The sequence below is a fragment of the Streptomyces sp. NPDC015171 genome, assembly GCF_043079545.1.
Classification (GTDB): domain Bacteria; phylum Actinomycetota; class Actinomycetes; order Streptomycetales; family Streptomycetaceae; genus Streptomyces.
In genome coordinates, this window is the sequence record NZ_JBIBUO010000008.1 from 15,105 (window position 1) to 25,871 (window position 10,767).

A 10,767-nucleotide genomic window follows, 5' to 3' on the forward strand; every position below is an offset into this window, starting at 1 on the left:
CCGGGGGTCCGTGTCCTCACCCGGGTGACGCGGATCGACCGGACCGACAAGCCTGAGTCCCGTAAATTGCAGGGAGTTGACGTCATGACCGACAAGCTCACCGTGAGTGTCCTGGGCACCGGCATCATGGGCGCCGCGATGGCCCGCAACCTCGTGCGTGCCGGACACACCGTCCGCGCCTGGAACCGCACCCGTGCCAAGGCCGAACCGCTCGCCACCGACGGCGCACACATCGCCGGTACGCCCAGCGAGGCCGTCGAGGGCGCTGATGTCGTCCTGACCATGCTCTACGACGGCCCAGCGGCCCTGGACGTCATGCGCGAGGCGGCTCCCGCGCTGCGTCGGGGCGCCGCCTGGGTGCAGTCCACCACCGCCGGGATCGAGGCCATCGGCGAGCTGGCCGCGTTCGCCCGCGAGCACGGCCTCGTCTTCTTCGACGCGCCGGTGCTGGGCACGCGCCAGCCGGCCGAGGCCGGGCAGCTCGTCGTCCTCGCCGCGGGTCCTAGCGAGCACCGGGCCGTCGTGACCCCGGTGTTCGACGCGGTCGGTTCCCGGACCGTGTGGACCGGCGAGGACGGTGCGGACGGGGCCGCGACCCGCCTGAAGCTGGTCGCCAACAGCTGGGTCATCGCGGCCACCGCTGCGGTCGGCGAGGTGCTGGCCCTGGCGCAGGCGCTCGACGTGGAGCCGCAGAGCTTCTTCGACACCATCGCGGGGGGTCCGCTGGACATGGGGTATCTGCACGCCAAGGCGGGGCTCATCCTCAACGGCCAGTTGTCCCCAGCCCAGTTCGCGGTGGCGACGGCGGCCAAGGACGCCCGGCTGATCGTCCGGGCCGGCGAACGGAACGGCGTACGCCTGGACGTGGCCGCCGCGAGCGCGGAGCGCCTGGAGCGCGCCGCCGCGCAGGGTCACGCCGAAGAGGACATGGCCGCCGCCTATTTCGCCAGCTTCGACGCCACCGGCGGCCCGTCCGCCTGACCCGCATCGGCTCGTCCCGTCAGCGCTCGGGAAGCCATCGGCGGGCCGGTCCGGTGGGCCGGCCGTCGCCGGGTGCTGACGCGACGGCCCCGGGTCGCGGCCTCGGCCGCCGTACGGCGCGAGGCCGTCCCGGGAGTGCCGCGGCCGTCGCGGCGACCGCCCCGGGCATCCGAGGATCCGGCGGCGCACCTACGACGTGCCCGACACCCGGCCAGCGGCAGAGCGGCTGAGGACGACACCCATGGAGCCCGCTTGCGCGTACACCCGGCATCGGGCGTGCGAGGCCGCTCCGAACCGGATGCCGGGCACACCGGCCCCGCGCCTGCCGTCCGGAGGGCCTGCGGCTCAGCAGCCGCCACCACCCGCAGCAACAGCTCGCACGGCGGCACACCCCCGCGCCGGGCACCCCGCACCTCGCCCCCGACGACACCCTCGTCGGTGTACGCGCGCGCGTGTCCGAGGCGGCCAGGATCATGTGACGGTGTCGGGCTCCTTCGCCGGTGCCTTCGCCGGTTCCTCCGGCATCGTGTAGAAGACGGACGAACCCTGCTTGGTGCGTTGGGCGCAGTTCCGCGCCACGAGGTTCTCCAGAGTCGTGCGTACGACCTTGGTCTGGACCCCGCGGTCCGGGTGTGCCTGGCCCAGCGCCTCGGTGACCTCCGCGGCGGACCGCGGTTCACTCTGCTCGGACAGGTACCGGCGGACGAGTTCGATCAGCGTGGGCGCAGTGGCCTCCGACGCGGCCTTCTTGGGCGTGGACTTGGCGCTCGCCCCCTTCTTGGCCGCCGGCTTCTTCGCGTCGGTCCGCTGTGTGCCGCCGCGCTGTGTGCTTCCGCCCCGTGTGCTGCCGCGCCGCGTGCCGGCGTGCTGTGTGTCGCCGCTCTTGTTGCGCGGGGCGGGAACGACCGCGCCGCCGGCCGGTGCGGCGACGCCGAGAGCCTGCTGCATGCTGAGCAGAATGGTGTGGTCGTGCTGGAGTCCGGCCAACTGCTCCTGCAGCGCGGTGATTTCGGCCGTGACGCGTTCCTGCTCCTTGAGATTGTGTTCGAGGTCGTTGGTTACTTGGCTGACGTACTGAGAGGCCAATTCGGTAACGGCCCCAGGGGTTTCCGGCATGTTTCCCTCCGCTCCTGACGGTGCGACACCTGGATGATACGGGCGGGTCGACCGGTTTTCACCGTTGACGAGGCAGTAATAGCCGATCGAGGCCCGCTCCAGCCCCAGGTACCCGCCGTGTCGGCATCGAGTCGGGGGCGCCATGTTCCCCTGGTGGCGGGACATGCACGGCCCGCCGTCAAGGGAGTTGCCGTCCACGGAGTCGCCCCGGGCGGCACACATGGCTGGCACATATGTCCGACGCCGATGTCCGCAAGATGCCGCCCTTCTGTGGCGACTGGCTCGCCGCACCCCCCTCCTGAGCGGATACGGCCACCACGTCCCCGTGTGGACGACCCGCGCGAGAGCGGCCTCGGTGGCCTGTGTCTATCAGGACATGTCCGGCGCATCGTTGTGGGCGCGGATCGCCGCCGCGAGCGCGGTGTCATGGCTTCGTCCGCGCGCCGACAGGCCCGCGACGACTCCCTCGACGTTCTCGCGAGGCTGGTTCTGGCTGAGCTTGAACTTGGCCTCGATCCGGCTGATGACCAGTTCGATGCCGACGATCGCGCGGAGCCGGCCCTCGACGTACCTCGCCGGGGCCTGGTCGACGGACCACGGTTCGGCGGAGCCCGCTTCATGCCGGTCGGTCAGCCGGCGCAGCTGCGCGGCGGTCCAGTCGGGATCGTCGTGGACGACCAGTTCCCCGTACACATGGGCCACTATGTAGTTCCAGGTGGGCACCACCCGGTGGTGCTCGGCCTTGGCCGGGTACCAGGTGGGCGTCACATAGCCGTCGGGTCCGCGCACGATCGCCATGGCGTCGCCCCGCACCGGCTCCCGCCACTGGTCGTTGCCACGGGCCATGTGCCCGATCAGGGAACCGTGTGCACCGGCCTCCGGGTCGTACACGAACGGCAGCACCGTCGCCAGCAGGCCCTGCGGGGTCATGGTGACCAGGTCGGCCGCGCCGTGGTGGGCGAGCAGGTCATGGACGGCGGCCTCGTCGGCCGTGAAGTGCTTCGGCAGGTACATCAGTACGTCTCGGTCCTCGGGTATCTCGGTCCCTGGGCCCTTGGATCCCTGGATCCCTGGGTGGCTGGGTGTCTGGATTTCTTGGTCGCCGGCAGGGGATGGGATCGCCCGGCTCACATCGGGTTCTCGCGCAGCCAGGCCAGCACCTGCCCGGCGTGCGCGTTCGGCGGGAAGACCGGGTAGAAGGCGTGCTCGATCTCCCCGTCGCGGACGATCAGCGTCAGCCGGCGGAACAGCCGCCTCCCGTCGGCCTCGAAGGTGGGCAGGGCGAGGGCGTCGGCCAGGTGGAGCGCGGGATCGGAGAGCATGTCGAACGGCAGTCCGAGCCGCTCCACGACCTCCCGCTGGTACGCCGAGTCCTGGCTGGACAGCCCGTACACGCGCCCGGCCCCGGCGTCGAGCAGCTCCTGGAAGTGGTCGCGGAAGCCACAAGCCTCCGGGGTGCAGCCACGGGCCCCGGGGATGGCGTTCCAGCCCTCCGGCAGATCGGTGCCGGGGCGGCCGGTGAGCGGATAGAGGTACAGGACCGTCCGCCGGGGTCCCAGTGTGTCCAGCCTGACCTCCTTGCCCGCCGTCGTGGGCAGGGTCAGGCGGGGGACCCTCGTGCCGGGCAGCTGGGACGCGGCGCCGTCGTCCGCGGGGACGGGCAGGTCGGCGGGGAGGGTCAGATAGTCCTCGTCGGGTGTTGCGGTCCGTGCGGCCGGTGCCGCCGAGCTGCCCCGGTGTGCGGCCGTGTGCAGGTGGGTGATGAGTGTCGTGCGGCGGGCGGCGAGGGCCTCGATGCGCTCGGTCAGCTCGTCGATGGCGGCGCGGTAGCTCGCCAGCGAGGCCGGGCAGTCGTCGGCGTACTGCCGTCCGGCCGCCAGGCACTCCAGGAAGGGCCGGGTGCCCTCGGCCGGGATCCCCAGCCGCTGGAGCGCGCGGATCTCGCGCACGAGGCGGACGTCGTCCTCGGTGTAGGTCCGGTAGCCGTTGGCGAGCCGCTCGGGCGTGATCAACCCGAGCGATTCGTAGTACCGCACCGCCTTGGTCGTCGCACCGGCCCGGCGTGCCAGTTCGCTGATCTTCATGTCGTTCACCACCGACCACGCTAAACCTTGCCCCGGGGGGCAAGGTCAAGCGTGGGCCCCGGGGACCCATGGGCCTTACCGGTGCCGCCCCCGCGCGCTCATCCCCGCACGCTCAGCCGAGAACGAGCGGGATCCTCTCGGCGAGACCGCCCAGTTCGGCCCGCTCCCCGGCGGTGGGGGCCCGGCGCCCCGTGCCGATCCGCAGCGCGTCCTGGTCGGACCACGACGTGGGGAACGACGCCCCGGCGATCTTCTCCAGCAGGACGCGCGCTCCCGCGAGGGTCTCGGCGGGCGGCTGGGCCGCGTCCGGGAGGTGGGCGATCAGGTCCAGGTGGTGCAGGGTCCACTCCAGGACGTACGCGTGCAGGTAGTCGCCCGCGGTGAGGACCATGTCCTGGGTGCCGACCAGCAGCCCAGGGTCGGCCAGCTCCGCCGCGCGGCCGGCGGCGGAACCGACGTCGTCCAGGTGGAACTTGAGAAGGCCCGGCTCCTCGTACGCCGCGGCCAGCCGCACGGTCAGCGCGTCCAGCGGATCGTCGCCCGCGGGCGGCGTGTCCGAGACGTGCCAGTAGGTCACCGCGTCGTGGGTCGGCTCCGCCGAGGCGGGTGTCACCAGGGTGATCAGTACGTCCTGGGCGTCGATGACCAGATGGCACACCAGATCCCGGACCTGCCAGCCGCCGCACCCCGACGGCAGCGCGAAGTCCTCGTCGGAGAGTCCGGCGACCGTCGTGCGCAGCGCCGCCCAGGAGCGCGAGAAGAGGTCCACGGCCGCAACCTAGCAGTGGCCGTCCGGCGCTTCGATCGATTTCCCGTGGAGCGGGCGGTGGCCGCAGGGGGGAGAAACCCACTACCCGACCGGGTGGTCGTGCGGCATGATCGGGTCATGTCCGACCAGCGAAAGGGCGATGCCGCGTAGGCAGCCCGGCGCCCTGCGCGCCCGACAGGTTCCCCGTGTCCCGCGCGGCCTGCACGTCGAGCGGATCCATGGACTCTCCCTCCGGACCAGCCTGGCGATCGAGCGCGTGGAGAGGCTCTCCGGCGACTACTACCTCTACGCAGGCGCCACCGACCGCGCCCTGCGCCGCTACCGGCAGTTCCTGCGACCGCCCGGACGCCGGCCCAGGTATCCGCAGGAGGAGGGGTGCGGCTGCCGGGGCTGTTCCTTCCGCGACGTACGGCACGCCCGTGACGTGCTGGACGACGTCCTGCGGCGGCTGCCGCCCGGCCCGCGTGCCGAACTGGGGCACCGCGTGAGGGCGCTGGACGCCGAGTACGTCGCGCGCACCCTCCCGGACCCGCTCGCCGAAGGGCGCCGGTGGCGGGCGGACCTGTGGTGGCGGCGCCGACTGGCGAACGGCCCCGAAGGCACGTGACCGCGGTGGCCCGCGTCGTGCTCAGGGAAGGATCCCTCGATCCGCCGTTCACATGGATGAACCTTGCTCACGTGGGTGTACATGTGTGCGTGTGGTGTGCGAAGCTCAGCCAACTTCCCGTCCGCACGGCCCAGTTGGAGAGCGAGTATGAGCGTTTCCCGGCGTACGGTGCTGGCGACGGCGGCCGGTGCCGCGGCCGTAGGTGTCTCGGCCGTGCCTGCCGCCGCGGCGGACCGCACGGACACGGAGGCCACCCTGCGGACGCTCCGCGCGGCGGCGGACTACGCCGTGGAGAAGGTCCGTGCCGTCGCGCCCGGCGTGACGGGCTACCCGGTCGGCACCAAGTTCGAGAAGTGGACGTACTCGCGCAACGGGGACTGGGTGGGCGGCTTCTGGCCCGGGACCCTGTGGATGGCCTGGCTCCACAGCAGGGACGACGCCTTCCGCGCCTGGGCCGTCGAATCCGCCCGGAATCTCGCGCCTCGCCAGTACGACACGAGCACCCACGACCTCGGCTTCCTCTTCTACCCCTCCTGGGTCACCGCCTGGCGGCTGACCGGCGACGACATGTGGCGGGCCGGCGCGATACGGGCCGCCGACTCCCTGATCCAGCGGTACAACCCGCGCGGGAGGTTCATCCGGGCATGGGGTGCGCTGACCGACACCGCCAACGCCGGCCGGGTCATCATGGACACGATGATGAACCTCGACCTGCTGGCGTTCGCGAGCCGGCAGACCGGGGACAGTACGTACCTCGACATCGCCGTGGAACACGCCAGGACCGCCCAGCGCGTCTTCCCACGCCCGGACGGATCCACCCCGCACGTCTTCGACTTCGACCCGGACACCGGTGCGGCCGTCGGCCCCGGCACCGTCCAGGGCTACAGCCCCGCCTCCTGCTGGTCGCGCGGACAGGCATGGGGGATCTACGGGTTCACCACCATGTACCGCAGGACCGGCGACACCGGGTTCCGGGACACCGCGCGCAGACTCGCGGACTTCGCCGTCGCCGCGCTCGGTCCGGACCATGTGCCGGTCTGGGACTACCGCGCGCCCCAGCAGCCGTACGACATCAAGGACGCCTCCGCCGGGGCCATCATGGCGTGCGGTCTCCTCGACCTGCACGCGGCGACGGGCCGGCACACCTACCGCGAGGTGGCGCTGCGCCTGCTCACGGCTCTGGCGGACACCTGCCTCACGAAGGACTCGGCCCGCGCCGAGGCGGTCGTGGCCCGCTGCACCCGCAACCGCCCGGCCGAGGACGGCATCGAGGTCTCCCTGCCCTACGCCGACTACTACCTGCTCGAAGGCATCCTGCGGGTACTCCGCCCCGCGGACGTCGACCGCGCGATCGACCTGTCCGCCCGGCCTCGAAAGGAATGAGCCGAACGCCGCCGCCACCACGCCCGGTGCGCAACACGGTGTTCACGGAACTCATGGAGACACCCAGGACGTCTGAACTAAACTGTCCGTAACCGCTCTTTCCGCTTGCCGAGCTGTTGTTCTTCCGAATGGAGGCAGCGCCGCATGAGCCGTTACGCCCACGTGGCCTTCACCGATGACGTCCGACGCGTGCAGGAAGAGCGGGGAAGCGCCGCCGCCATGGAGCGGCTGCTCGGCACGGACGCCGGGCGTGCCGATCGGCTGGGGCCCGCCGAGGCCGGGTTCATCGGGGCTCGTGACGGGTTCTACCTGGGCACCGTGAGCGAGACCGGGTGGCCGTACATCCAGTTCAGGGGCGGCCCGCCGGGATTCGTCCACGTCCTGGACGAGGAGACGCTGGCCTTTCTCGATGTGCGCGGCAATCGGCAGTACATCACGGCCGGGAATATTCGCGGCAATGACCGCGTCTCGCTGTTCTTCATGGATTACGCACACCGGACCCGGCTGAAAGTCCTCGGCCGGGCCGAGATCAGGGACGCCGGCGAATTCCCCGGGACGGGGGGCCGGCCGGAGGACGTGCGGACCGAGGGGCATGAGGAGTGGCTGATGGTGGTGCGGGTCGAGGGCCTCGCCTGGAACTGCGCCAAACACATCACTCCCCGCTTCTCGGAGGCCGAACTCGCGGACGCGCTCGCAGGGGTGTACGAGCGCATCGCGGAACTGGAGGAGGAGAACAAGGAGCTGCGGTCGCGGCTCGGGGCGCGCGACTGATCCGCGCCCCGGGCCGCCACGGCGTTCCGGGCCGTCAGCCGGCCGAGGCCAGCCGGTCCTCGGCGAGGCAGGCGAGGAGCAGGGCACCGTCGCCGAGCACCTCGCTGCCGAAGGCCGCGTCGGCACTGTGGTTGAAACTCGCCGTCCCCGGATCCCGGTCGGGCGGGCAGGCGCCCAGGAAGAGCATGGCCCCCGGCACCTCGCCCAGGACGAACGAGAAGTCCTCCGAAGGGCTCAGCGTGTTCGGCGCCCACAGGAACCTGCCCGGCCCGAGCACCCGCTCGACCGTGCCGGCCGCGAAGTCCGCCTCCGCCGGGTCGACCACCGTGACCGGGTAGTCCATGGAGTGGTCCACCGTCACCGACACCCCGTGAGCCGCGGCGATCCCCTCCAGGACCCGCGTCACCCCCTCGATGACCTCGGCCTTGGCACCCGGCCCGAAGGTGCGGACACCGATCTTCAACTCCGCCTCGTCCGGGATGATGTTGGCCGAGGTGCCCGCGTGGATGCTGCCCACCGAGAGCAGCACCGGATCGAACGGGTCGAATCCCCGGCTCGCGTACGTCTGCAGCGCCAGGGTCATCTCGCACGCGGCCGGCACCGGATCCCTCAGCAGCTGGGGCTGGGAATCGTGGCCGCCCCGGCCCCGGACGGTCACCCGGAGCACATCACCGCCCGCCAGCAGCGGGCCCTTACGGGTCAGCACCCACCCGGCCGGCAGCATCGAGGAGGCCACATGCACCGCGTACGCCGCCACCGGGCGCCGACCGGCCGCGTCCAGCACCCCTTCCTCGATCATCAGCCGCGCACCGTGGTGTCCCTCCTCTCCCGGCTGGAACATGAAGACCACGTCACCGCGGAGCCCGCCCCGGCCCTCGGCGAGCAGCCGGGCGGCGCCGACCAGCATGGCCGTGTGCAGATCGTGCCCGCAGGCATGCATACGGCCCTCGATCTTGGAGGTGTACGGGACACCGCTGCTCTCCGTGAGCGGCAGCGCGTCCATGTCGGCGCGCAGCAGCACGGCGGGACGGTCGCCGTCCCGGTCGTCCCCGGCCCCGCCGCGCAGCACCGCGGTGACGGAGGACAGCCCCCTTCCCGTCGTGATCTCCAGGGGCAGTCCGTCGAGCGCCGCCAGCACCTTCGCCTGGGTCCGCGGCAGATCAAGCCCCAGCTCCGGCTCCCGGTGGAGATCCTCGCGCAGCCGCACGAGGTCCTCCACCAGGGCGGGATCGAGCTGCCGGCCGGTCACTTGACCGCCGTGATGATGCCGTGCGGGGTGATGGCCTCGGTGCAGCGGGTACGCCGCACCCGGTCGAACCCGACTTCCTTCAGCGACTTCTCGTAGCCCTCCCAGGAGTAGATCATCCCGCCCTCACCCGCCACGGCGGCGAAGAACGGGCTGGCCAGGGCGGCCATGAGCGGACCGTCGTAGTCGTCCTCCGACATCGAGTTCAGGATCAGCGCCCGGCCGCCCGCGGGCAGCACGGCGTGGGCGTGGCCCAGCAGCACGCGGATCCGCTCCTGGGGCCAGATCTGCAGCTGGTGCACGAACATCACGGTGTCATGCCCCTCGGGGTAGTCACCCGCGAAGATGTCCCCCTCGACGACCCGCACCCGGTCGCTGAGCCCCGCTTCCTCGACCCGCTTACGGGCGAGGTCGACCACCTTCGGGATCTCCAGCACCGTGACCTCGACGTCCGGGTGCGCACCGGCCACCGCGATGGCCATCGTCGCGTCCCCGCCGCCGACGTCGAGGACGCGCCGGGAGGAGCTGAAGTCGCCGTACTTGATGAGGTGCTTGCTGGCGACGGCCGACCAGGTGCCCATGAAGTGGTAGAAGACCTTGAGCAGTTCGGGATCCTCGCTGAGCCGGTGGTAGACCGTGGCGCCGTCGCCCGGATAGCGCCGCAGCCCGATGTTGCTGTTGGCCCGCAGCGACTCGGTGAAGTCGACGAGGCCCGGATAGGTGACGTACGCCTCGAAGCCGACGACCGCCTTGACCAGCTCCCAGTGGCCGCCGGTGAACAGGTCCGAGATCGACTTGGCGTTGACGTACCCGTCCTCGGTGCGCTCGACCAGCCGGAGCGAGGTGACGCCGAGCAGCAGGATGTCCAAGGAACGTTCCGCGAGCCCCAGTTCGGCGCCGATGCGCGCACGCGGTGTGCCGGGGTCGCGCTCCAGCAGGTCGAAGAGGCCGAGTTCGACGCCCGCGCGCGTGAACTGGAAGGCGTTGTGGCCGAGCAGCACGGTGGTCAGGGCGTCGGGGACGACGCTGTCGGGCCTGGTGGGTACCTCGCTCATGGTGCTTCTCCCTGGGATGAGAGGGTGTCGATCAGGTCGTCGAGGGTGAGTGACCGTATGCCGGAGGCGGCCGGGCAACCGCGGCCGGCCGGATGGCCGGGGGCGGTGACGGCGACCGCGCCGATCACGTCGGACCCCGTGCCGGACAGGTCGTAGAGGAGCAGCCGGCCGATCCGGTGCGGTCCGCCCGGGCCCGCCTCGCACAGCGGCAGCTGCGCGAGGTCGATGCCGGCCATGCCGGGCAGGCCCGCCGCGGTCAGTTTGACCAGTGCCTCCTTCCGTACCCAGATGCGCAGGAACGCCGAACGGGGAGCGGGGGAACCGCGGACGCGGTCCAGCTCGCCGCGGGTCAGGAACTGCCCGGGCCGGCCGAAGCCGGGGCCCGGGTCCGGTCCTGGCAGCCGCTCGATGTCGATGCCGACGGGGTGATCCGCGGCCGAGGCGGCCACCACCCCGTCCGCGTACGCGAGGCTGACCCCGCACCGCGAGCCCCGGACGCGCGGCCGGCCGTGCGGCCCGGCGCAGCGCGGGCACCGCTGCTCCAGTACGACGTCCCGCACGGCGCCGCCGGTCCGCCACGCGACACACAGCCGGGCCAGGAGGCGGGCGGCGACGAAGTCCGCGCGCGCCCGCTCGGTGCGCACGGCGGCGAACCGGCGCCGCTCGGCGGCGCTCAGCACCGACGCGCCCGCACCCGGCAGGGCCAGGAGGCGGTCCGTCTCCGCGACCGCGACGGTCAGGGCCGCCGGCACGGA

The 10,767-nt window shown here is 72.0% G+C and carries 11 protein-coding genes; 4 read left to right on the forward strand and 7 right to left on the reverse strand.

Going from position 1 to position 10,767, the window contains the following annotated elements; genetic code table 11:
- Nucleotides 1-84: 84 nt before the first annotated feature.
- Nucleotides 85-981: an NAD(P)-dependent oxidoreductase gene (locus ACF073_RS22255; protein ID WP_392072516.1), complete on the forward strand. Its 897-nt coding sequence runs from the start codon at nucleotides 85-87 to the stop codon at nucleotides 979-981.
- 471 nt (nucleotides 982-1,452) lie between these two features.
- On the opposite strand, the gene ACF073_RS22260 is transcribed toward ACF073_RS22255, so the two are convergent.
- The 4 genes from ACF073_RS22260 to ACF073_RS22275 form a co-directional block, all read right to left on the reverse strand.
- The gene (locus tag ACF073_RS22260) at nucleotides 1,453-2,067 is read right to left on the reverse strand and encodes a hypothetical protein (RefSeq protein ID WP_392072518.1); all 615 of its coding nucleotides are present in this window, start codon (nucleotides 2,065-2,067) and stop codon (nucleotides 1,453-1,455) included.
- 399 nt (nucleotides 2,068-2,466) lie between these two features.
- Complete coding sequence (locus tag ACF073_RS22265; RefSeq protein WP_392072520.1) at nucleotides 2,467-3,111, reverse strand: FMN-binding negative transcriptional regulator; 645 nt, start codon at nucleotides 3,109-3,111, stop codon at nucleotides 2,467-2,469.
- Nucleotides 3,112-3,224: 113 nt separating this feature from the next.
- Nucleotides 3,225-4,181, reverse strand: a complete 957-nt coding sequence (locus tag ACF073_RS22270) for a MerR family transcriptional regulator (RefSeq protein WP_392073143.1) — start codon at nucleotides 4,179-4,181, stop codon at nucleotides 3,225-3,227.
- A gap of 112 nt (nucleotides 4,182-4,293) precedes the next feature.
- On the reverse strand, nucleotides 4,294-4,950 hold the full coding sequence (locus ACF073_RS22275; protein ID WP_392072522.1) for a maleylpyruvate isomerase N-terminal domain-containing protein: 657 nt from the start codon (nucleotides 4,948-4,950) through the stop codon (nucleotides 4,294-4,296).
- Nucleotides 4,951-5,089: 139 nt separating this feature from the next.
- Here ACF073_RS22275 and ACF073_RS22280 point away from each other — a divergent pair, with 139 nt between their 5' ends.
- The 3 genes from ACF073_RS22280 (at nucleotide 5,090) to ACF073_RS22290 (ending at nucleotide 7,711) form a co-directional block, all read left to right on the forward strand.
- Nucleotides 5,090-5,557: a hypothetical protein gene (locus ACF073_RS22280; RefSeq protein WP_392072525.1), complete on the forward strand. Its 468-nt coding sequence runs from the start codon at nucleotides 5,090-5,092 to the stop codon at nucleotides 5,555-5,557.
- A gap of 147 nt (nucleotides 5,558-5,704) precedes the next feature.
- The gene (locus tag ACF073_RS22285) at nucleotides 5,705-6,940 is read left to right on the forward strand and encodes a glycoside hydrolase family 88 protein (RefSeq protein ID WP_392072527.1); all 1,236 of its coding nucleotides are present in this window, start codon (nucleotides 5,705-5,707) and stop codon (nucleotides 6,938-6,940) included.
- Between the two features lie 144 nt (nucleotides 6,941-7,084).
- Nucleotides 7,085-7,711, forward strand: coding sequence for a pyridoxamine 5'-phosphate oxidase family protein (locus ACF073_RS22290; RefSeq protein WP_392072529.1), 627 nt, complete (start codon nucleotides 7,085-7,087; stop codon nucleotides 7,709-7,711).
- A 34-nt stretch (nucleotides 7,712-7,745) separates the two neighbouring features.
- On the opposite strand, the gene ACF073_RS22295 is transcribed toward ACF073_RS22290, so the two are convergent.
- From ACF073_RS22295 to ACF073_RS22305, 3 genes are read right to left on the reverse strand one after another with little or no spacing between them, the layout of a single operon-like run.
- A complete protein-coding gene (locus tag ACF073_RS22295) occupies nucleotides 7,746-8,960 on the reverse strand; it encodes a M20 family metallopeptidase (protein ID WP_392072531.1) in 1,215 nt (404 codons plus the stop codon).
- Nucleotides 8,957-10,012: a methyltransferase gene (locus ACF073_RS22300; protein WP_392072533.1), complete on the reverse strand. Its 1,056-nt coding sequence runs from the start codon at nucleotides 10,010-10,012 to the stop codon at nucleotides 8,957-8,959. The genes ACF073_RS22295 and ACF073_RS22300 overlap by 4 nt, the downstream gene beginning before the upstream one ends.
- Nucleotides 10,009-10,764 carry a 4'-phosphopantetheinyl transferase family protein gene (locus ACF073_RS22305; protein ID WP_392072535.1) on the reverse strand — a complete coding sequence of 252 codons (756 nt, stop codon included), beginning with the start codon at nucleotides 10,762-10,764 and terminating at the stop codon, nucleotides 10,009-10,011. Before ACF073_RS22305 ends, ACF073_RS22300 begins: the two co-directional genes overlap by 4 nt.
- Nucleotides 10,765-10,767: the final 3 nt, after the last annotated feature.

What these genes read in the sequence shown, in the direction of transcription:
- ACF073_RS22270 (WP_392073143.1), bottom strand. Translation starts at nt 4,181, where the DNA reads ATGAAGATCAGCGAACTGGCACGCCGGGCCGGTGCGACGACCAAGGCG.
- ACF073_RS22285 (WP_392072527.1), top strand. Translation starts at nt 5,705, where the DNA reads ATGAGCGTTTCCCGGCGTACGGTGCTGGCGACGGCGGCCGGTGCCGCG.
- ACF073_RS22290 (WP_392072529.1), top strand. Translation starts at nt 7,085, where the DNA reads ATGAGCCGTTACGCCCACGTGGCCTTCACCGATGACGTCCGACGCGTG.
- ACF073_RS22265 (WP_392072520.1), bottom strand. Translation starts at nt 3,111, where the DNA reads ATGTACCTGCCGAAGCACTTCACGGCCGACGAGGCCGCCGTCCATGAC.
- ACF073_RS22255 (WP_392072516.1), top strand. Translation starts at nt 85, where the DNA reads ATGACCGACAAGCTCACCGTGAGTGTCCTGGGCACCGGCATCATGGGC.
- ACF073_RS22300 (WP_392072533.1), bottom strand. Translation starts at nt 10,012, where the DNA reads ATGAGCGAGGTACCCACCAGGCCCGACAGCGTCGTCCCCGACGCCCTG.
- ACF073_RS22280 (WP_392072525.1), top strand. Translation starts at nt 5,090, where the DNA reads ATGCCGCGTAGGCAGCCCGGCGCCCTGCGCGCCCGACAGGTTCCCCGT.